Source organism: Pirellulales bacterium (assembly GCA_033762255.1).
Taxonomy (GTDB): domain Bacteria; phylum Planctomycetota; class Planctomycetia; order Pirellulales; family JALHPA01; genus JANRLT01.
Genome location: JANRLT010000036.1, coordinates 1 through 21,421, shown reverse-complemented (window position 1 = coordinate 21,421; position 21,421 = coordinate 1). Strand labels below are relative to the sequence as shown.

General features: G+C 56.3%; 16 protein-coding genes. 9 read left to right on the top strand and 7 right to left on the bottom strand.

Annotated features, from left to right (window positions below; all coding sequences use genetic code 11):
* Positions 1-71: 71 nt before the first annotated feature.
* From accB to SFX18_10250, 8 genes are all read left to right on the top strand, one after another.
* On the top strand, positions 72-569 hold the full coding sequence (accB, locus tag SFX18_10285) for an acetyl-CoA carboxylase biotin carboxyl carrier protein (protein MDX1963532.1): 498 nt from the start codon (positions 72-74) through the stop codon (positions 567-569).
* A 122-nt stretch (positions 570-691) separates the two neighbouring features.
* The gene (gene accC / locus SFX18_10280) at positions 692-2,035 is read left to right on the top strand and encodes an acetyl-CoA carboxylase biotin carboxylase subunit (protein ID MDX1963531.1); all 1,344 of its coding nucleotides are present in this window, start codon (positions 692-694) and stop codon (positions 2,033-2,035) included.
* 260 nt (positions 2,036-2,295) lie between these two features.
* Entirely contained in the window at positions 2,296-3,000 is a 705-nt protein-coding gene (locus SFX18_10275) for a PEP-CTERM sorting domain-containing protein (GenBank protein ID MDX1963530.1), read from the top strand.
* Positions 3,001-3,361: 361 nt separating this feature from the next.
* Positions 3,362-4,684 (top strand): 6-phosphofructokinase, encoded by a 1,323-nt coding sequence (locus tag SFX18_10270; protein MDX1963529.1) that lies wholly within the window; start codon positions 3,362-3,364, stop codon positions 4,682-4,684.
* 102 nt (positions 4,685-4,786) lie between these two features.
* A complete protein-coding gene (locus SFX18_10265) occupies positions 4,787-5,554 on the top strand; it encodes an ABC transporter ATP-binding protein (protein MDX1963528.1) in 768 nt (255 codons plus the stop codon).
* Positions 5,551-7,383 (top strand): hypothetical protein, encoded by a 1,833-nt coding sequence (locus SFX18_10260; GenBank protein MDX1963527.1) that lies wholly within the window; start codon positions 5,551-5,553, stop codon positions 7,381-7,383. The genes SFX18_10265 and SFX18_10260 overlap by 4 nt, the downstream gene beginning before the upstream one ends.
* A gap of 45 nt (positions 7,384-7,428) precedes the next feature.
* Positions 7,429-8,598: an aminotransferase class V-fold PLP-dependent enzyme gene (locus SFX18_10255; protein MDX1963526.1), complete on the top strand. Its 1,170-nt coding sequence runs from the start codon at positions 7,429-7,431 to the stop codon at positions 8,596-8,598.
* A 233-nt stretch (positions 8,599-8,831) separates the two neighbouring features.
* Entirely contained in the window at positions 8,832-9,491 is a 660-nt protein-coding gene (locus SFX18_10250) for a metal-dependent transcriptional regulator (protein ID MDX1963525.1), read from the top strand.
* Between the two features lie 25 nt (positions 9,492-9,516).
* Here the strand turns inward: SFX18_10250 and SFX18_10245 are convergent, their stop codons facing one another.
* From SFX18_10245 to SFX18_10215, 7 genes are all read right to left on the bottom strand, one after another.
* Positions 9,517-10,257, bottom strand: coding sequence for a response regulator (locus SFX18_10245; protein ID MDX1963524.1), 741 nt, complete (start codon positions 10,255-10,257; stop codon positions 9,517-9,519).
* Positions 10,258-10,291: 34 nt separating this feature from the next.
* Positions 10,292-13,021, bottom strand: coding sequence for a sensor histidine kinase KdpD (locus SFX18_10240; protein MDX1963523.1), 2,730 nt, complete (start codon positions 13,019-13,021; stop codon positions 10,292-10,294).
* 10 nt (positions 13,022-13,031) lie between these two features.
* Positions 13,032-13,418 (bottom strand): hypothetical protein, encoded by a 387-nt coding sequence (locus tag SFX18_10235; protein ID MDX1963522.1) that lies wholly within the window; start codon positions 13,416-13,418, stop codon positions 13,032-13,034.
* Positions 13,419-13,437: 19 nt separating this feature from the next.
* Positions 13,438-14,010 (bottom strand): potassium-transporting ATPase subunit KdpC, encoded by a 573-nt coding sequence (gene kdpC / locus SFX18_10230; GenBank protein ID MDX1963521.1) that lies wholly within the window; start codon positions 14,008-14,010, stop codon positions 13,438-13,440.
* Between the two features lie 60 nt (positions 14,011-14,070).
* Positions 14,071-16,143: a potassium-transporting ATPase subunit KdpB gene (gene kdpB / locus SFX18_10225; GenBank protein ID MDX1963520.1), complete on the bottom strand. Its 2,073-nt coding sequence runs from the start codon at positions 16,141-16,143 to the stop codon at positions 14,071-14,073.
* 37 nt (positions 16,144-16,180) lie between these two features.
* Positions 16,181-17,941 (bottom strand): potassium-transporting ATPase subunit KdpA, encoded by a 1,761-nt coding sequence (gene kdpA / locus SFX18_10220; GenBank protein ID MDX1963519.1) that lies wholly within the window; start codon positions 17,939-17,941, stop codon positions 16,181-16,183.
* Between the two features lie 501 nt (positions 17,942-18,442).
* Positions 18,443-20,257 (bottom strand): RNA polymerase sigma factor, encoded by a 1,815-nt coding sequence (locus SFX18_10215; protein MDX1963518.1) that lies wholly within the window; start codon positions 20,255-20,257, stop codon positions 18,443-18,445.
* A 346-nt stretch (positions 20,258-20,603) separates the two neighbouring features.
* On the opposite strand from SFX18_10215, the gene SFX18_10210 reads away from it, so the two are divergent.
* Positions 20,604-21,421 (top strand): ferrochelatase (locus tag SFX18_10210; protein ID MDX1963517.1); only part of this gene is annotated, 818 nt, incomplete at its 3' end.

Sequence of the window (21,421 nt, the reverse complement as noted above, 5' to 3'; positions counted from 1 at the left end):
ACCTCGGGAACGGCTTTTTTGGGTATTCAGCTAGCTGAGACCAATGCCGGGAACTTTTGCGGAGGCGATTCATGACGAATTCCGGTGCGGGCCAGGGCGATATTTTTGACGTAAAAAAAGTTCGCCGATTAGTGGAACTGATGAAGGAACACGATCTTTCGGAAATTGATCTTAAGCAAGGAGAGCAACGGGTCCGCTTGCGGCGGGGGTATGAACCCCAAGTCAGCGGCACGGTCGCGCCCCCCCTGGCCATGTCCTCGGTTCCCGCCCCGGCTCCCGCGGCTGCAAGCAAGCCTGCCGCCTCATCCGCCCCCCCTGATGACGCCAACCAGATCGTCATCAAAAGCCCGATGGTCGGGACATATTATTCGCGTCCCAATCCCGAATCTCCCAACTATGTCAAAATTGGGGATCATATTGGCGCGGAAACCGTGGTCTGCATTATTGAGGCGATGAAGGTCTTTAACCAGATACCCGCCGAAGTGACGGGACAAGTCACGGCGATCTTGGTGGAAAATGGCCAACCGGTCGAATTTGGCCAGCCATTATTCAAACTTTCCCCGGGCTAAGTCGCGGGGATGGATTGCCATTCTGTCGGTAAAGAAGATCGCAAACGGCCCCAACCGCGCCCGAAATGGGCCCAGGGGGGCGGCGACGACCCGGGATTCCTTGATACTTTTATCCAGCTCCTATGTTTAAACGCATACTTATTGCCAATCGCGGAGAAATTGCCCTGCGTGTGATCCGCGCTTGCCGCGAACTGGGGATTGAATCGGTGGCGGTTTACAGCGAAGCCGACCGCGGCGCACATTATTTGACCCTGGCGGACGAGGCGTATTGCATCGGCGGCCCCAAGGCGGCTGAATCATATTTAAAGATTGATCGAGTCATCAGCGCCGCCGAAATTGGCGATGTCCAGGCGATTCATCCGGGCTTTGGTTTTTTATCCGAAAACGCCCACTTTAACGAAGTGTGCCGCGCTTGCCAGATCGGTTTTATTGGCCCCACGCCCGAGGCGATGGCCAAATTGGGGGATAAAAATTCCGCCCGCAAACTGGCGCGGCAGGCGAATGTGCCGGTGGTTCCCGGCAGCGATGGCCTGATCACCGACGAACAAGAGGCGGTGCGTGTCGCGCGGGAGATCGGCTTTCCGGTCTTGATCAAGGCGACCGCCGGAGGGGGTGGGCGCGGCATGCGTGTCGCCAGCAACGATCTCACCCTCAAAAGCGCGATCCAGCAAGCCAGCGCCGAGGCGCAGGCCGCCTTTGGCAACGCGGGAATTTACCTGGAGCGCTATATCGAAAAACCCCGCCATGTCGAGGTGCAAATCATCGCCGACCAGCACGGCAATGTTCTGCATCTGTATGAGCGCGATTGTTCCACCCAGCGCCGGCATCAAAAATTGATCGAGGAAAGCCCTTCGAGCCGCCTGGATCCCGCCGTCCGACAGGCCATGTGCGACGCCGCGGTCAATCTGGCGCGGACCGCCGGATATACCAATGCGGGCACGGTCGAATTTATCGTCGATCAGCAGGGGAATTTTTACTTTATCGAGGTGAACGCGCGGATTCAGGTCGAACACCCGGTGACCGAATTACTGACCGGAGTCGATTTGATCAAACTTCAAATCATGGTCGCCGCGGGAGAAAAACTTCCCTTTACCCAGGAAGAAGTCCAACCGCGCGGGGCGGTGATCGAATGTCGAATCAACGCCGAGGATCCCGCAAAAAATTTCCAACCTTCTCCCGGTAAAATCACCCAACTGATCCCCCCTGGTGGTCCGGGAGTGCGTTGGGATTCGCATGCCTATAGCGGCTACACGGTCAGCCCCTATTATGACTCGATGATTGGCAAACTGATTGTCTACCAGCCCACCCGAGCGCAAGCCATTCAAACCACGCTACGGGCATTGCGCGAGATGAAAATCGAAGGGATCGCTACCACCATCCCCCTACAACAAGAAATCCTCAGCAACGCCGCCTTTGCCAGCGGAACCATCGATACCAAATTTGTCGAACGGGAACTCTTGGGTTAATGCACGGGAGAGATCGCTGGACCTGGATGTGTGATCCCGTATCGGCAGTTCGCCCCATTTTGTCCTCCCCCGATAATTTCTGAGAGGGCGTAGGCCATATTTTGCTGGCTAACCTCTAAGAAGCAGCGGCGGGACGGGCAAATTGTCCCCAAACACCCCTCGCGGCGGGTTTGCAGCCCGTTGTTTCCCCCAACGGCCTAAATTACACTATCTCTAAGAGTTTTTGCCCCACCTTGGATATTCCCCCCGGAGATTTGCTCATGAGCCACACACCCGCCGTGTTACGCCGTTTTGGCATTTGTCTTTTTGCGTTCTGTTGCTTGGTGTTTGCCCCCTGTGACGGTTTTTGCCAAACACTATATCTGGGAACCGATGCCGGTCCCGTGACGCCCGCCGTGGCCAACAGCAGCTTTACCTCCGCGCTGGCGCTGTTTGGCGTGGATGACCTGGAAAGCTATCCCGGTTTTTCGCTGGATCCCACCCTAACTTTCCCTGGCACGGGCGCGACCGCTCAGTCCGATGTGAATTTTGTCGCGGCATTTGCGGCTTTGGCTGTGAGCGGAACGAATAGCTTACTGGACGCGGGACCGGCCTCCGCCACCGAACCTGGTATTCCCGACTGGTTTGCCCTAAATAAGCCTGTCACGGGCTTTGGCTTTTACGCGACAAACGTCGGTGATAGTGATGCTAACACACTGAGCCTGATCCTGGAAAATACCGTGACCGCATCCTCCAAAACCGTCCCCGTGGGGACATTTGGCCCTGGTTTGGCGTTTAATAATCGCTTATTCATCGGCGTGACCGACACGGATCCCTTTAACAAGATCACCTTGGTCGAAAGCAATGACTTTGATGGTGTATTGCTGGATAACATCACCGTGGGATTTATCCCCGAACCGTCAAGCTGGATGTTGGCGGGGTTGGTGATCGCGGGGTGTGGAATTTGGTGGCGGCAGGGTCGGTAGTCAAAATGATTTAGAATGTAGAGTATCCATGCCGTGTTACAGCCCCTGGCTAAACCGTTGTAGCCAGGGGCTTTTTTGCTGTATGATTATGAAACTATCCTCATAGCCATGCACTAAACCTCATGAGCCTTCAACAAAATGGGTTATCTTAGTCTTGTAACCCCTTCCTCAGTGATATCATGGGTTGACTCAGAGCTTGGATAACTCCCATTTTGCTATCAACTGGGTATTCGCTAAGGCTCAGCCCTACCCACCCTCCCGTCTCCGTCTCTCGCCTCCCGCGCAGGCGTAGCAAAAGCTCCCTGGAATTGCTAAAATTCAGGTCTTTTCCACCCCCTCACGCTCCTTTTTGACAGCTCCCATGGCCAGCGATATCACCACCCTTAAACGCCCTCCCCGTATTGCAGCTCCGTTTCGTCGTGTCGGCATCCTTTTTGCCGGTGGGCCGGCTCCAGCCGCCAATGCCGTTATTTCCGCCGCCGCGATCTCTTTTTTACGCAATGGCATCGACGTGGTGGGGATTCTGCATGGGTATTCCAGCTTGGTTGAATTTGGACCGGAACGGCCGCTGGTGCAGGGGCAGGATTACATCGTCATTGACCAAAAAATGCTGCGGCGGACGCGGAATTCCCAGGGGATCATGATCGGCACCGCCCGGACCAACCCCGGCAAGAATGTTTCCCATCCCAGCCACCTGGATGATCCCGAACGGGTCAAACCCCTGCGCACCGTCTATGAGGGGATGTGTTCGCTAGGTATTGATTGCCTGATTAGCATTGGCGGCGACGACACGCTTAAAACGGCGAATAAATTTAAGCTCTTCCAGGATCGACTCCCCGCCGACGCGCGGCGGATCCCCGTCGTCCACCTGCCCAAGACCATCGATAACGACTATACGGGGATTGATTTTACGTTTGGCTATTTTACGGCGGTAGAGACGCTCGCCAGCGAGATTCGCAACTTATTGTACGACGCCGAGGCGGGGCGCGCGTATTTTTTGTGCGAAACCATGGGCCGTTCGGCGGGTTGGCTGGCCTATGGAGCGGCCATCGCCGGCGAGGCGTCGCTAGTGATCAGCGTCGAGGATATCCACGGTAAATTTCGGGCGACGGAACAAGTGACCGACCCCAAAACGGGCGAAACCAAAACCCGCTTTGTCATGAATGTGGATGAAGTCGTCAACCGCATCATCAAGACCATGCGGCTGCGCGAAGAAGTCGAAGGCAAGCAATACGGCGTGATCGTCATGGCCGAGGGCCTGGCCGAGCTTTTGCCCCAAAAATATTTGCAAGGGGTCGGTCGCGACGACCACGGACATATCAGCATTGCCGAAATCAACCTGGGCAAGATGTTTAGTAAGCTTGTCGCGGATGAGTTTAAAAAGCAAACCGGCAAAACCCGCAAGGTCAACGGCATGCAACTGGGTTACGAAGTCCGCTGCGCCCGGCCGCACGCCTTTGACGCCATGCTGGGAAGCCAGTTGGGCGTGGGGGCCTACCGGGCTTTGGTGGAACAACGGCTTAATGGCGTGATGGTCAGCGTCAGCGGCCAGTTGGACCTGAACTATGTCCCTTTTGAACAGTTGGTCAATCCGGAAACTCTGGTCACGGTCGTGCGGTATATTTCTCCGACAAGCGATTTTTATAAACTGGCCCGCTTTTTAGAATCGGATGTGGGAGATTAAGCGGCGCTTTACCGCGGGGGATGGCGAACGGAACAAACAGTTCCCCCCTCCATTTCCGTCTCCCGCGGAATCGTCCGGCGGCAACTTTGCGGCATTACAATCATGATCGAACTGCTGGACGTCTATCGCAGTTATGGCTCCAAGGTCGCCGTATCCGGGTTAAACTTAAACGTTTACCCCGGAGAATTGCTGGCCTATTTAGGCCCAAACGGAGCTGGCAAAACCACCACCATCAAAATGCTGGTGGGTTTATTGCGCCCCACCGCCGGCACGATCCGCATTTGCGGATATGATATTGTCACCCAGACCCGCCAGGCGCATCAATTGGTCGGCTATGTCCCGGATGAGCCTTACCTGTATGACAAGCTTACCGGACGGGAATTTTTGTGGTTTGTGGGAGAGGTTCACGCGCTCGACCGCGGTAAAATCGCCAGCCGCGTCGCGGAACTGACCGAACGGTTTGAATTAAGCAATTTTTTGGATGAACTGGCCGAGAGCTACTCCCACGGCATGAAACAACGGGTCGCCTTTGCCGCGGCCCTGCTGCATGATCCGGCGGTCCTGATCGTGGATGAGCCAATGGTCGGCCTGGACCCGCGCAGCGCGCGGCTGGTTCGAATTTTACTAGGCGAGATGGCCGCCGCCGGTAAAAGCGTCCTGATGTCCACGCATTCCCTGGGCGTGGCCGAGCAAATTGCCAGCAGAATTGGTATTATTGATGGAGGCCGATTGCGATTTACCGGCACCCTGGACCAACTGCGGCAAACCGCGCCCCAGGACACGCTCAACCTGGAAGAGTTGTTTTTGCGATTTATCGCCAATCGCGATTTACCCGTGTCTAATACCGCCGATCCCACGCCCCCCGCATGAGCCTGGACCCGCCAGCCGCGAACAGCGTTCCCCCGGATGCCGCCGCGGCCCGGCGGACGCCCTTTGACACGGAACTGGCCCAGGCTGGCGCGGGACTATCACTACGCGCCGAACATACGCTGCTTTCCCGCTTGCGGCTCAGCCAGTTGCGCGCCGCAATCTGGCACAAAATCAAAACTTCGCGTCTGCGGTTATCCCTGATCGTCGTGCTGAGCATCAGCTTTTGGATCGGACTGTATGTGCTATTTCACGAAGGCTTTGTGTTTTTAGCGAACTTTGGCGATTTAAAGCCCAGCATCTTTAATACCTATTTTAGCGCCCTGATGATGATGTTAACGATATCGTCGGGGCTAATCATGTATGGGGGGCTGTTTCGTTCGACGGAAATGCGGTGGCTATTAACGCAACCCCTCTCGGGAAACGCCATCTTTCACCACAAATACCAAGAAACCATCTGGTTTACCGGTTGGGGGTTTTTGTTGACCAGCACGCCGATGCTGGTGGCGGCGGGGGTCTCGACGGATGCACCGTGGTATTATTACGCGCTTATGCTCCCATTTTTAGTCTCGTTTTTATACATACCCGTGGGCTGCGGCGCTTTGGTCTGCGTGTTGGTGGTCTATTTTTTGCCACGGCGGCGGATGCTAGTCTTGGTGGGGGCGATCGCCATCTTTCTTGGTTATTTGGTTTGGGTCAGTTGGTCTGCCCTGGCCGTGGACCAGCAGGATTTTACCTCCCGCGCGTGGTGGGCCAATCTGGGAGAGCGATTGCAATACACCGAACAGCGGTTTTTGCCCAGTTATTGGTTAAGCGCGGGCTTGATCAACGCCCAGAATCAACAGTCCGAACTGGACCTGGCCACGCAACCTTGGTCGGAAAGCCTGCTCTTTTTGGGGGTATTGATTTCCAACGCGCTTATGACAAATTTGGTGGCGGCGTATCTGGCGGGACCGCTGGTGCGGGAGGCCTATCAAAAGCTGCAAGTCATGCCCGGCGCGCGGGGAAAATTTGCGCCGTCCGCGCGGCAGCCCAACCCGTGGCGGCGGTCGCGCTGGCTGTGGTTTTTTCCCAGGGATTTGCGGGTATTGATTCACAAGGAATGGCGAATCTTTCACCGCGATCCCCTGCAATGGCTGCAAGTGGTGTTGTTTTTTGGATTGTTGGTGCTGTATTTGCTCAATTTGCGGCGATTTCCCTACGAGCGTGAATATTCAGCACTGATCGGTTTTTTAAATTTGGCGGTGGTGGGACTGATCCTCAGCACGTTTACCACCCGCTTTATTTATCCCATGATCAGTCTGGAGGGACAGCGATTTTGGATCTTAAATTTGCTCCCCGTGGATCGGGGGGCGATCTTAATGGCCAAGTTTTTATTCGCCTCCTTGGGGTCCTGGATTCCCTGCGCGCTACTGATCGGATTTAGCGATTGGATGTTGGATTTGCCCCAGTGGTTGATGCTGTTGCACCAATTGTCCTGCTTGCAGCTTTGTTGGGGCTTGGCGGGATTGGCGGTGGGACTAGGGGCGATCATGCCCGATCTGCGCGAAGAGTCCCCTTCTAAAATCGCCGCCGGCTTTGGCGGGACGCTCAATCTAGTAATCAGCGCCAGTTATATCCTGTTGATTGTGCTGATTGCCGCCATCCCCTGCCAGCTCTGGATCATTCGCGAACGGGGCATCATGGCCTTTCAGCCAGATTCCTGGATCACCTGGCTGGGGGGCACGTCGGCGATTATCCTCTCGCAGGGTGTCAATTTGCTGCTCATGCTGGCGGCCACCTTGGGCGTGATGTGGTTGGGAATTCAGTCGTTTCGCAAATACGAGTTTTAGTCGCACCGCTTTTTTTCCGTGGATCATCCCCGCGTGACACAGATCATGGCCAGTTTGAACCCTTTAATGGTGGCGGAGGAATGGCAGTTTCCGCCCGGGGTGACCTATCTTAATCATGGTTCCTTTGGACCTCCCCCCCGGATTGTTCAAGCAAGCCAGGCGCAGTGGCGCGCGCGGATGAATGCCAACCCCATGGAGTTTTTTGACCGCGTGTTGGAACCAGCCTGGTTTGCAGCGCGGGACATTCTGGCCAAACTGGTCGGCGCATCCCCCGACAACCTGGTATTTCAAGAAAACTGCACCGCCGCCATGAACGCCGTCGCCCGCTCGGTCATCATGCGGACAGGGGACGAAGTGCTACTGACGGACCATGAATACGGCGCTGTTGTGCGCATTTGGCAGCGCAAATGCCAGGAATCTGGCGCTCACGAGCCAATCATTGCCCGGTTAACCACTCCTTTTACGACGGCTCAACAGGTGGTGGATGATATTTTAGCGGCGATTACCCCCCGCACGACTATCGTCGTCCTGAGCCATATCACCTCAGCCACCGCCGTGACCCTTCCGGTGGCGCATATCACCGCGGCGATTCGCGCTTGCCATGGAGAGCGGGTCATCGTGGTTGTGGACGGTCCCCATGCCGTGGCCCAGCTTGATTTAGGCCTGGATGCTTTGGATTGCGACTTTTATGTAGCCAGTTGTCACAAATGGCTGTGCGCGCCCCTGGGGAGCGGTTTCTTATATGCGCATCCCCGGTGGCAGGCGAATCTTAGCGCTCCTATTCTCAGTTGGGGACGCGTCCCGCCGGCCCAGCCTCGAGAACCGCGGGATGAATTTTTGTGGCCGGGCACACGGGATCATTCGCCGTATTTGACGATTCCCGCGGCGATTGACTTTTTAGGTCAGACGGTGGGTTGGAGTCAATTTCGCGAATACACTTTTGGCCTGGCTGCCCACGCTAAAGAGCGCTTGACCGCCATTTATGGCCGTCCCCCGCTAGCGCCCGCCACCATGGAATGGTGCGGGACGATGGCGCTTGTGGAATTACCCCCTGGCGACGCCCCCCCCATCAAACGGGCGCTTTGGGAACAATATGGCATCGAATGTCCCGTCTTGAACTGGCAAAATCGCCGCTTTGTGCGTGTTTCCGCTCATTTGTACAACACGGTGGACCAGATAGAGCGGTTATGCGCCGCGCTTTCAAATCTGTGTTAAATCCCGCAAAAATTCTCTCAGTACCCTCATAATACCCATTTAGAAAATTCCTTCTGGGGGTATTAAGATTCTTTATGTTAATAACAGTTACAAATTCTCCTGATCTGCCTCATCGGTAGCAAAGTCCCGGCCTGTAGCTTTTCAACCGCCGGAAAATGTGTAAAATCCTAGGTCCGTTTGCCGGAATTTGGACATCTGGCAAAGGGAAGTTCCCCTCTCTCCAGGCGAATTGCATGCCCAGTCTCACTGTGGAAAATTATGTTAAGGCCATTTATCAAATTGGCCTGGGCGGGGACCAGCCAAACGTGGCCACTGGTCAGTTGGCCGCGGCCTTGGGCGTTTCACCCGGAACGGTGACCAGCATGCTCAAGACGCTGAACGAAAGCGGATTGGCGACCTATCAGCCGTATTCCGGCGTTAGCCTCACCAAATCCGGTTCGGCATTGGCCTTGCGGGTGATACGGCGACATCGACTGATCGAATTATTCCTGGCCAAGACCCTGCAATTGACGTGGGACGAGGTCCACGAAGAAGCGGAACACATGGAACATGCCGTCAGCGATTTGCTGGTGGATCGAATCGATGACTATCTGGGTCATCCCGCGGTCGATCCCCACGGTGATCCCATCCCGCGGGCGGATGGATCGATGGCGGCGACGGCGGCGATGTCGCTGGCGGCCTGCCCCCCGGGCAAATCGTTTCGTATCACGCGGGTGCTGGACCAATCGCCCGAATTTTTACGATATTTGACCGCCAGTCATCTGGCCCTGGGAACCGTCGGCGAAGTTACGGTATTGCAGCCTGAATCCGGGCTAATGACAATTCGAGTCGAAGGGCAAGAATTTGCGGTCAGCCTGCCCGCCGCCGGGCAGATTCAAATTGAGCTGGCGTGACAATTTTTGTTCTGGCGACATCGCGTCATTCACGCGGCGCACTTGCCCCGTTTTCCGCGAAAGTGGTATCAACCTGCCGCAGTCGATAGCCGACTCCGGTCTCGGTGAGTAAATACTGCGGCAGCGCGGAATCTTTTTCGATTTTGCGGCGCAAGCCCGCCATATACACCCGCAGGTAATGATGCTCTTGGACTTGCTGCGGTCCCCAGACCTCCTTTAATAAAAAGCGGTGGGTCAGCACCTTGCCAGCGTGCTGAATCATGGTCGTCAAGAGGCGATATTCCAACGGGGTCAGATGGATTTCTTCTCCCGCGCGAAAGACTCGCCGCGACCCCAAATCCACCTTTAATTCTCCTGTTTCAAAGATCGGGCTGGCCGTTGGCTGCCGTGCCAAGGCGCTATGCCGCAGCGCCACACGCAATCGCGCTTGCAATTCCTCGACGCCAAAGGGCTTGGTCAGGTAATCGTCGGCCCCCTGGTCCAAGGCTTTGACCTTGTCTTGCTCATTTCCCCGCGCGGATAAAATCAATATCGGCCCGCGAAACCATTCCCGCAACCGAGCCAGCAACTCCAGTCCATCCTGGTCTGGCAAACCCAAATCCAAGATCACCAAATCCGGCGGCTGCTGCGCCGCCAGTCGCAAGCCCTGTTCGGCGGTCTCCGCCTCGACCAGGTGATACCCATGGGCCGTCAGCGACACCCGCAAGAATTTGCGGATTGGCGCTTCATCCTCGATCACTAAAATTAATGGCATATTCGCGGACATAAAAATTACCGTGGCGCGTCGAGGGGGGTATTTATTAGTTTTTCAGGGGGAGGGGGGATTCAGGTAGTTCCAGATTGGGCACCTGCGGCGGATTGGCCGAGCAGGGAAGTCTTACTTCAAAGACCGCGCCCCCTCCCGGTTGATTATACGCGCGAATGGTCCCCTGATGCGCGGTGGCAATCGCCCGGCAGATGGCCAGGCCCAAGCCGACTCCCCGTTGTCCATCGGGCAGTCGACCCGCGGATCGGTAAAATTTATCAAAAATCAACTCTTCCTTTCCCGACGGTAATCCCGGACCGCGATCACGTACTTCCAATAGCAACTCCCCGCCGGTCATGCTGGCCGCGATGGTAATTGGCGAATCGGGGGGTGTGTACCGCGCGGCATTCTCCAGCAAATTAACCAACATTTGTTCAAATAATAGCCCATCCACCTGGATTAAGGGAAATTGTTCGGCAATTTCCACCTTGAGCGGACGTAAGGCCAGCGGCTTTTTTAACCGCGCCAGGGCCGAACCCAGCAATTCCTCCAACACTTGCCATTGCAAGTGCAACTGCAATTTGCCCGCTTCCAGGCGTGTCATATCCAGCAAATTTTCGACCAACCGCGTCAAGCGCTGCGATTCGTCAACAATCGTTTCCAGTAGCTCGGCCTTGGTTTGCGGCGAAATCGTGTCTGCCGCGGATAGCAAACTAGTCCCCGCCCCCGCAATGGCCGCCAACGGAGTGCGCAAATCATGCGATACCGAGCTTAAAAGCGAATTCCGCAGTTCCTCCGCCTCCACCCGTAACTCCGCCGTATGCGCGGCCAACGCCAACTCATCGCGCTCGAGCGCGAGGGCGATTTGCGCGGCGCATGACTCTAATAAGCGGCGTTCCTCGGGATCTTGCAACCGCCATTCCTCTTGGGGGCGGATTCCCACCACGCCCAAGTTGTGTTGGGTCCCCACCAGGGGCAAAAACAGGGCCGTCGCCTGCGGCAGCGTGTCGGTTTTCCAGCCAGCAGGCTGTTGTTGCCGGCTGACCCACTCGGCGACGGTGAAATTCTGGGAATCCTTGGCAATTTGCGTATGCCCGCCAAAACGGAGGCTTAATTCCTGGCCGTGTGGTAAATAAATCACAACCTGGGCTTGAAAGATTTCTTGCAATTGGCGGCCGGCCATTTGCACCAAAAATTCCGATCCGTTCGCCTCGCCCAATTGCCGCGAGAGGCGGTACAGCGCGTGCGTGCGCCGCTCGCGCTCTTGGGCGGCGCGAAGTTGCTCGCGGACTTGGTTGGTCAGACGGCTCACCAGCAGGCCCACAAAAAGCATTACCACAAACGTGACGATGTACTGGGTATCATGGACGGCAAAGGTCCAGCGCGGAGGCACAAAGAAAAAATCGAATGAAAGAACTCCCGCGAGCGAGGCTATAATGGCCGGTCCGCCGCCATACCTCGTGGCGACAAAGACCACGCACAAAAGAAACAGCATGCTGAGGTTTCCCTCCCCCATGCCCAACCAATCGCACACAAACCCGATCATGGTGCCAACCGCGACAGCCACGAGCGCATACCAATAAGGTCGTTTATCTGGCACGGGAGCAGCCGGAGCGGGGTGGGGAGTCCGACTTTCTGCTTCATCACCGCGAATCACATAAATATCGATCTCACCGCTTTCAGCCAGCAGTTGATCCACCAGCGGTGCCTTCCACATTCGCTGCCATAAGGGAGCGGCTGTTTTACCCAGCACGATTTTGCTAACATTGCGCTCGCGGGCATAGTTTAAAATCGTTTCGGCGACATTGGTGCCGACTAGGGTATGGGTTTCCGCTCCTAGTTGTTCGGCTAAATGTAAATGGGCCGAAGTTTGTGCAGCGACCGTGGAATTTGCGGCGGAGCCGTGACCCGTGTCGACGGAGACCGCCAACCACGGCGCGTCCAGCGACGCGGCCAACCGCTTGGACGCGCGCAGAACCTTGGCCGAGGAAGGGCTGGGACCGACACAAACCAACAGCCGCTCGTTGGTCAGCCAGGGCTGCTTGGCCGCGCGACGTTGATGGGCGGAATCAACATCGCGGCGGATGCGATTGGCCGCCTGCCGTAAGGACAGCTCGCGCAGGGCGACGAGATTCGTTTTCAGAAAAAAATTATTGATGGCCCGCTCGGCCTGCTGGGGCAGGTAAATTTTTCCGGCTTGCAACCGATCCCGCAATTGATCGGGCGTAATGTCAATCAACTCGATCTCATCAGCGTTTTCCAAAACGGCGTCGGGGAGTGTTTCCCGCACAATAACGCCCGTCACTCCGGCGATGACATCATTCAGGCTTTCGATATGTTGCACATTGAGCGAGCTATACACATCAATCCCGGCCGCCAGCAGCTCTAGGATATCTTGCCAACGCTTGGTATGACGACTTCCGGGAGCGTTGGTATGCGCTAATTCATCGACCAGAATCAGCGCGGGGCGACGATCGAGCGCGCGATCCAGGTCAAATTCTTGCAGGGTCACGCCGCGGTGCTCGCAGGAGCGTGTGGGCAATTGTTCCAACCCCGCCAAGAGAGCCTCGGTCTCTTGGCGGCCATGTGGTTCCACATAGCCCACGACCACATCTACCCCCGCGGCTTTGGCCCGCTGTCCCGCCTGGAGCATGGCGTAGGTCTTGCCCACGCCAGCCGCGTATCCAAAAAAGATTTTCAGCCGACCGCGCCGCGCTTGCAGATCTTCCGCCTGCACCTGGGTCAAAAGCAGATCGGGATTTGGTCGCTGGTCGGCTACGGACATGGGATGCGTATTAATTGTCGCGGCCAAGGGGGGGTTGGCCTTGGTAGGCCCGCAAATCCATGGGAAACGATACAGGTTTTAACAGCCAAGCGCGGACGGCGGAAAAGGCCGCGCGGCACAAACCCCGCAGCCTGATGCTTAATCGCCCGCCAATGGAAGGAACACATTTGTTTGGCGAAAAACAATGGGATGCGGCCATTTCGTCGGGATTAACCTTGTTCGGCACCGAAAGCCGACGAGGCTCGCGATAGACATAATTATATACCACACTCACCGGAACCCCTGTATCGTGAAGTATCGGGTAATCTTCGATATCGCAATCCGGTTCTTGCCAAATGATCCTTAGACCATCGCGCGGCCCGCCATGCAATTCAATCACAGGTAACGCTGGGGACATGATATCACTCCTAAGTATGTTACTTACTGGCGTCCAGCGCCAAGTTCAGTTCCAGTACATTTACTCCCGGTTCGCCCAAAACGCCCAGACTGCGGGAGATCGTATGCGTTGAAATCAGCTCCCGTACTTTTTCGACTGGTATATTCCGCGCGGCGGCGACCCGCGCTGCCTGGTAGTTAGCCGCGGCGGGGCTAATGTGGGGGTCGAGGCCGCTGCCGGACGCTGTTACTAAATCCACGGGAATTGCTCCTTGTTCGGCGGGGTGGGCGGCGCGCAGCTTCTCCGCCCGCTGCCGCACCGCTTCCAACTGCCCGGGATTTGTCGGACTAAAATTTGACCCCGTTGACGCCGCGGCGTTGTAGGGGACCGGCCCTGTGGCCGATGGACGCCCCCAAAAGTAGCGGGCATCGCTAAATTCCTGGCCTATCAAGCTCGATCCCACCACCCGCCCCCCCTGGGTGAGCAGGCTGCCATTTGCCCCGCCTGGAAACACCACCTGGGCAATGCCGGTAATCACCAGCGGATAAATCACGCCCGTTATCAAGGTAAAGAGCGTCAAAAATACCATTCCCGCGCGTAACACAGCAAACATGCCAAAAGTCTCCCAAAATTTTCAGTGATAGATTGAATGAATGCACTAGCCGTCCAGCGGTTAAGCCAAGCCCAAACCGACCAAAATCATGTCCAAGAGTTTGATTCCCACAAATGGCACCACCAATCCTCCTAGCCCATAAATCAGCAGATTATTGCGCAACAAGCGGTCGGCCCCGAGCGCTTGATATTTGACCCCCCGGAGCGCCAGGGGAATCAAAAACACAATGATGATCGCGTTAAAAATGACCGCGGACAGGATTGCGCTCGAGGGAGAAGCCAGTTGCATCACATTCAAGCGATTCAGCACGGGATAGGTGCTGGCAAACGCGGCCGGAATGATGGCAAAATACTTGGCCACGTCATTAGCTAGGCTAAACGTGGTCAGCGCTCCCCGGGTCATCAGCAATTGCTTGCCAATCTCGACAATTTCGATCAGTTTGGTCGGGTTAGAGTCCAAATCAACCATGTTTCCCGCTTCCTTCGCCGCTTGCGTGCCGGAGTTCATCGCCACCGCGACATCCGCCTGGGCGAGCGCGGGAGAGTCATTCGTTCCATCCCCCGTCATCGCCACCAATCGCCCCCCGGCTTGGTATTCGCGAATGAGTTTGAGCTTGGCCTCGGGCGTGGCCTGGGCCAAAAAGTCGTCCACGCCCGCCTCGGCGGCGATGGCGGCGGCGGTCAAGGGGTTATCACCGGTGATCATGACGGTCTTGATCCCCATACGGCGCAGTTCTGAAAAGCGTTCCTTGATCCCCCGCTTGACAATATCCTTTAAAAATATCGTCCCCAGGACGCGCTCGTTTTCGGCCACGACCAGGGGGGTCCCCCCTTGTTTGGCAATGTCTTCCACGGTTTTACGGGCAGCTTCGGGAAAGTTTCCCCGCTGCTCTTCAACAAATTTTATAATGGCATCGGCGGCCCCTTTGCGTATTTGTCGCACGCCCAGATCAACGCCGCTGATTCGGGTTTGCGCGCTAAAGGTCACAAATTGAGCGTGTGATTCGGCAAATTCCCTTCCGCGCAAGCCATACTTTTCCTTCGCCAGGACCACCACGCTGCGTCCTTCGGGCGTTTCATCGGCCAAAGAGGCCAGTTGCGCGGCATCGGCCAGGGCTTCGATGGTGACCCCCGGCGCGGGAATTAACTCCACCGCTTGGCGGTTACCCAGTGTAATCGTGCCGGTTTTGTCGAGTAGCAGCACATCGACATCCCCCGCGGCCTCGATCGCGCGTCCCGACGTGGCGATGACATTGGCCTGGATCATCCGGTCCATGCCGGCAATGCCGATCGCCGATAACAGCCCCCCGATGGTGGTGGGGATCAAGCAAACCAGTAGCGCCACCAACACGGCAATGGTGATGGGCGTCCCCTGCCCCGCCGCGGAAACGCTGTATTTGGAAAATGGCAACAGTGTGACGCACACCACCAAAAAGACCAATGTTAATGCCGCCAGCAGAATATCCAAGGCGATTTCGTTAGGTGTTTTTTGCCGTTTGGCCCCTTCGACCAGGGAAATCATCCGATCCAAAAAAGTTTCGCCCGGATTGGCCGTCACCCGCACAACCAGCCAATCTGACAATACCCGTGTGCCCCCGGTAACGCTGCTGCGGTCCCCGCCGCTTTCGCGAATGACCGGCGCGCTTTCGCCGGTGATCGCGCTTTCATCGACCGAGGCCACGCCCACGACCACTTCGCCGTCGGCTGGAATCATGTTGCCCGCCTCCACAATAACCACGTCATCCTTGCGCAGTTGTGAAGCCGAGACCGCCGTGCGGGCCGCATCCTTTCTGGGAGCGTCAAGTTTTTGTGCCTGGACGTCCTGGCGGGCCTGGCGGAGCGAATCCGCCTGGGCCTTGCCCCGTCCCTCGGCCATGGCCTCGGCAAAATTGGCAAACAACACGGTAAACCACAGCCAGAGACTGATCCCCCCCACAAACCAAACCGACTCACCGCTAGTTTGTCCAACCGTCGCGATTGCCAAAAAAGTTGTGAGGATACTACCCAAAAACACCGTAAACATCACGGGGTTGCGGATTTGCAAACGCGGATCCAGTTTGACGAATGACTGGCGTACCGCCGGCCATAAAATCTGCGGATCAAAAAGCGAACGTTGTTGTGTTGTCGAGGACATAGTATAAAGCCCAAAAGACTCTTAGGAATGCGAGAAATTAGCCGAGAAATTGCAGGTGTTCCACCACCGGACCGAGCGCCAGCGCGGGAACAAACGTGAGCGCCCCCACGAGCAGCACCACCCCGATCAGCAACGCCACAAACAAGGGTGTATGCGTGGGCAACGTGCCAGTCGAGGCGGGAGTAACTTTTTTCCGGGCGAGCGAACCGGCGATGGCCAACACCGGTACGATCAAGGCAAATCTCGCCAAAAACATGGCGATGCCCAGGCCGGTATTGTAGAACGGTTCGTTGGCGGTCAGGCCGGCAAAGGCGCTGCCGTTGTTGTTTCCCGCCGACGACCAGGCGTACAGCACCTCGCTAAAGCCATGCGCGCCTGGGTTATTCAAATTGGATTTGATCTCTTCCGGCGTGGCCCCGATATAGTCCAGCCCTGGCCCCGCCACCGAAATCGCCGTACCAATCAGCACCAAAAACGGTGGAATCAGTATGACCAGCGATGCCAGCTTCATCTCCGCCGCTTCGATCTTTTTGCCTAGGTATTCCGGCGTGCGGCCAACCATGAGTCCCGCCACAAACACAGCGATGATGGCAAACACCAACATTCCGTAAAGTCCGCTTCCCACGCCCCCATAAATGACTTCTCCCAGTTGCATTAGCCACATAGGAATTAGCCCCCCCAAAGGCGTAAACGAATCGTGCATCGCATTCACGCTTCCATTGGACGCGGCGGTCGTGGCGGTGGCCCACAGCGCGGAACTGGCAATGCCAAAGCGGGTTTCTTTTCCTTCCATGTTGCCGCCGGACTGAAATTCGCTGGCCGACTGATCAATTCCCATTTTTTCATAGGCGGGAACGCCTAATTGTTCGGCGGCCATTGTTCCCACACACAGCGGCACAAAGATGATCGTCATCGCGGCCAAAATCGCCCAACCCTGGCGGGTATCATCCACCAGATCGCCAAACGTGTAACACAATGCCGCGGGAATCAGCAATATGGCCAGCAGTTGCAAGAAATTCGAAATGGGCGTCGGATTTTCCAGCGGATGGGCGGAATTGACGTTAAAAAAGCCCCCTCCATTCGTCCCTAGTTGCTTGATTGCCACTTGCGAAGCCACCGGCCCCAGGGCAATCGTTTGCTCGGTCACGGTCGCGCCGTTGGCATCCGTCAGGGGCTGGATCAACTGCGCTGTCGCACTACCGGCCAGCGTTTGCGGGACTCCCTGCGCGATCAGCAATATCGCCCAAATTACCGATAGTGGCAGTAAGATATAGAGTATGGACCGGGTAAAATCGACCCAGAAATTCCCAATTGTGTTGGCTAATTTCCCTGTAAAACCCCGCACGAGCGCGATAAGCACCGCCATGCCCGTGGCAGCGCTAAGAAAATTCTGCACTGTCAGGCCCCACATTTGCGATCCATGGCTTAGCGTTGTCTCTCCGCCATAGCTTTGCCAATTTGTATTGGAGACAAAGCTAATCGCGGTGTTAAACGCCAAATCCGGAGTCAGCGCGGAAAACTGTTGCGGATTGACCGGCAGAATTTCCTGCCATTGCAAGATGCCGTACAACGCGGCAAATCCCAAGAAGTTGAGTGTCAGCACCGCTGCCGCGTAACCTCGCCAAGTCATCTGCGTTTGGGGATTCACACCCGCCACGCGGTACAGCCAATCTTCCACGGGGGCGGCCCAGCGAAACTCTCCCCGGTAGACGCCCGCCATGTAGTGGCCCAGCGGTTTTACCAAAGCCAAGAGCAATCCTACAAACAGTATCAATTGGATCCACATATAATTGGTCATGAAAACCACTCCGGCTTTAACAGCGCACAAGTCAAGCAGATGGCCAAGCCAGCCACTAAAATGAGGGTTAACACCTCGCCAGCGTTCATCGCGTCCCTCCCAGTAAATGGTCGCAAAGCTCGATCAATCCAAACATTGCCAGGGACAAACCCGCTCCCACGGCGATTACTGTCATTTCCCACATCGCACACCTCGGTATTAAAAAATTCTTTTGCCTCACTGCACTTCGACCTAATCCTATCCAGACCCAAATCAAAACGGGGTTAAGACCGGGGGGGACAGTATCAAAGTTGTATAAAGAGAGCACAAGTCATTACCGCAATTTGACTTATAGCAGCAAAAAACCCGCGAATAGTGGCTTTAGACACCCTCGAGGACCTTGCCGGGTGGCCAACCATAAAGATAAACCCCCGCCGAGTCGGGACTCGGACGGGGGTAGGAATGTAGATGATCTAGCGAACTGACAAAGAGCCGGATAACGATTCTTGAAGAGCGTTATGGTTATTCGGCTTTGGACTGTTCAGGATCTTTTTGTTCGGCCTCTGGCTGATCGGCGTCATCTTTTTCGGCGGGTTCGGCCGCTTCGGCCCCTTCGTCAGCCTTTTCAGCCTCGGCGGGTTCGGCCGCTTCGTCAGCCTTTTCAGCCTCGGCGGGTTCGGCTTTGTCTTGGGGGGCCGCGGCTTCTTCCGGTTCATCCACCATAGCAACTTCCACAGAGTCCGGTTCGGGACTCGTGGCGCGTATCGCCGGGACATAGTTTTGCAATTTGTCCTCGCGTAGATACAACACAGAGCCCGGTTTGAGATCCGTCAAAGTGGCCCGCTTGCCATCCAGGGTGATTTGGCTTTCCGGCCGCACATGGAACGTGATTTCCAAGGGTTGGTCATCCTTATCGCATTTGAGTTTGAGCGTGGAGGATGCAGTGTCAACCGACAGTAGTTCCCCGTCGTACAAATCCTCGGGGGCGGCATCCGCTTCGATGGCGTTGACAGTCTTGCCATTAGGCCCAAATTCCACGGGAATTTGCATGCCCGGTTTTAGCTCCGCCAGGGTTGCCGGCAAGTTGCCAATCCGCACAATGGCCCCTTCCGCCAGCTTTAATTCCTCTTCCGGCGCGGTTTGTTCCTCGTCTCCTTCGTCGATATTTTTGACTGTGATTTTTCCCGCGGAAACGGCCTGGACTTGGACTTGGCGCTGCTCCCCTTGGACATGGATTTCCTTGACGGTGCGATGATCCTCGGCCAAGTTCAGGGCCACGTATTGGCCCGGTTTGATGCCGCTGAGGTCATGCGTTTCAAACGAAATCCAGCATTTGGCGTCGGGCGCGATCCCCAACGACAACGGTGTTTCAAAATGTTCCAGCCGCACGGTCACGCTGGCGGGGGCGCTGGTTTGCACAGAGATGACTTCGCCCCGCAGGCCTTTTTCAAAGCGATCGGGCGCATCCTGCAGCATCCCATAGGCAATCGTCCCGGCGGTCAAACAGGCCATCAGGCAAATCGCCGCGTATTTGAGCTTCTCTAGTCCCATGATGTTTAAAACTCCTTGTGCCAAAGTTACTGCCGAAGAGACTGTCCCCGCGGCCAAGGATCCGGTTGCAAAAGCTGTCGCGGATTGCGCGGTCGCGCCGGCCAACGCCGTTAATCCCGCGGCCGAAGCCCCCTGCGGCAGCAGAACCGCCGCTAGCAGAGTCGCCGAAAGCGTTACTCCCCGCCGGGTCAACCCGCGGCGCAAATTCTCGCGGGCCCGCTCGAGTCGATCTTTTACCGCGGATGGCGAGATTGCCAAGCGGGCCGCCGCGTCATCGCGACTGAGTCCTTCGATTTGGCAAAGCAACATGACTTCGCGCAGCTTAGCTGGCAGATTGGCTAATTCCTGATCCAGTAGTTCCGCCAACTCGCGCAAACTGGCGACCTGCTGGGGATCCGTTTGATCCAGGGACTCCACGCCGACGTCCGCTGAAGGGGAATTCTGCTCGACCTGCCGCCGCCGCGCGGACATACCCCTTAGCTTTAAGGAACTACGCAGCGCCGTCTGATGCAGCCAACCCGCGATCGACTCTTGCCACTGCCAGGAATTGGCCTTGCGGGCCAAGACCATAAAAGTCGCCTGAAAAGCGTCTTCCGCCTCACTGGCCCGGCGCAACACCCGCTGGCAAACCCCCTGGACTAGGGAAGCATGCCGTTGGACCAGCGCGGTAAAGGCACGTTCCTCTCCCTGGACAAATTGCCGCAGTAATTCCCGGTCGGAAGCCTCCGCCAGGGATTGTACCCCCGCATTTCCGCGTTTGGTTGTTTCCGTCGCGACCAGCAACATGGGAATGATTACCTCGCCCAAAAGCACACTTTTTGTAACCGTATCCGCTATTATATGCTCCCCCAGGGCCCAGTCGGCGGGGAAATTTTTTTCAAAATAATGGGGAAGTCGCCAAACGTAGATTCGCTGCTGCCTTTTCAGAATCGCTATTTTTAGCTGACATTATTCCCGCACTCCGGCGGAATAAAATTTTTCCGCATAAAAAGTTCTAGGGGGAGGGTCGTTTGCGAAAATTGACCAGCGGCTATGATAAAAGAAGAATTTACCCAAAGAAACCTTTTCCCCTATCCACCTTGCGCCACTTGACCTAAGCGCTTGTAATATCATCACTTACAAAACCCATCCCATGTACGACGCTGTTTTGCTTGTTTCCTTTGGCGGTCCCGAAGGCCCGGATGATGTCCTGCCGTTTCTCGAAAACGTCTTGCTGGGGCGAAACGTCCCCCGGGCGCGGATGTTGGAGGTTGCCGAGCATTACCACCACTTTGGCGGCGTCAGTCCTATTAACGCCCAAAATCGCGCGTTAATCGCGGCTTTGCGGCAGGAATTAGCCGCTTACGGCCCAAATCTCCCGATTTATTGGGGAAATCGCAACTGGCACCCCCTGCTCCCTGACACATTGGCCCAGATGCGGGCGGATGGTATCCAGCGGGCGATAGCATTTTTTACCTCGGCCTATAGCTCTTATTCCGGCTGCCGCCAATATCGTGAAAATATACTTGCCGCCGCTAATGCCATCGGTCCGGGAGCCCCCCAAGTCGATAAATTGCGAGTGTTTTACAATCATCCCGGCTTTATTGAGCCAATGCTCGAGCAGACTCAAACGGCGTTAGCGCAACTATCCTCCGAACAACAGGCTTCGGCGGCGGTCTTGTTTACCGCGCATAGCATCCCGGTGGCCATGGCCCAAAACACTCGTTACCAGGCGCAATTGCAAGAAACCTGTCGTTTGATTGCCGAGGAACTACGGAAATGCACAGACAGCCATCATGGTAAACAATGGCGCGGACCCTGGCAGTTAGTCTATCAAAGTCGCAGCGGCCCTCCCACCCAACCCTGGCTCGAACCCGACATTGGCGACGCCTTGCGCCAAGTCCACGCCGAGGGGATCCCCGCGGCGGTGGTCGTCCCGGTGGGATTTATCTCCGACCATATGGAGGTTCT

Bases quoted from the DNA above. Each gene is read 5' to 3' on its own strand.
- accB (MDX1963532.1), top strand. From the start codon at position 72: ATGACGAATTCCGGTGCGGGCCAGGGCGATATTTTTGACGTAAAAAAA.
- accC (MDX1963531.1), top strand. From the start codon at position 692: ATGTTTAAACGCATACTTATTGCCAATCGCGGAGAAATTGCCCTGCGT.
- SFX18_10275 (MDX1963530.1), top strand. From the start codon at position 2,296: ATGAGCCACACACCCGCCGTGTTACGCCGTTTTGGCATTTGTCTTTTT.
- SFX18_10270 (MDX1963529.1), top strand. From the start codon at position 3,362: ATGGCCAGCGATATCACCACCCTTAAACGCCCTCCCCGTATTGCAGCT.
- SFX18_10265 (MDX1963528.1), top strand. From the start codon at position 4,787: ATGATCGAACTGCTGGACGTCTATCGCAGTTATGGCTCCAAGGTCGCC.
- SFX18_10260 (MDX1963527.1), top strand. From the start codon at position 5,551: ATGAGCCTGGACCCGCCAGCCGCGAACAGCGTTCCCCCGGATGCCGCC.
- SFX18_10255 (MDX1963526.1), top strand. From the start codon at position 7,429: ATGGCCAGTTTGAACCCTTTAATGGTGGCGGAGGAATGGCAGTTTCCG.
- SFX18_10250 (MDX1963525.1), top strand. From the start codon at position 8,832: ATGCCCAGTCTCACTGTGGAAAATTATGTTAAGGCCATTTATCAAATT.
- SFX18_10245 (MDX1963524.1), bottom strand. From the start codon at position 10,257: ATGTCCGCGAATATGCCATTAATTTTAGTGATCGAGGATGAAGCGCCA.
- SFX18_10240 (MDX1963523.1), bottom strand. From the start codon at position 13,021: ATGTCCGTAGCCGACCAGCGACCAAATCCCGATCTGCTTTTGACCCAG.
- SFX18_10235 (MDX1963522.1), bottom strand. From the start codon at position 13,418: ATGTCCCCAGCGTTACCTGTGATTGAATTGCATGGCGGGCCGCGCGAT.
- kdpC (MDX1963521.1), bottom strand. From the start codon at position 14,010: ATGTTTGCTGTGTTACGCGCGGGAATGGTATTTTTGACGCTCTTTACC.
- kdpB (MDX1963520.1), bottom strand. From the start codon at position 16,143: ATGTCCTCGACAACACAACAACGTTCGCTTTTTGATCCGCAGATTTTA.
- kdpA (MDX1963519.1), bottom strand. From the start codon at position 17,941: ATGACCAATTATATGTGGATCCAATTGATACTGTTTGTAGGATTGCTC.
- SFX18_10215 (MDX1963518.1), bottom strand. From the start codon at position 20,257: ATGTTGCTGGTCGCGACGGAAACAACCAAACGCGGAAATGCGGGGGTA.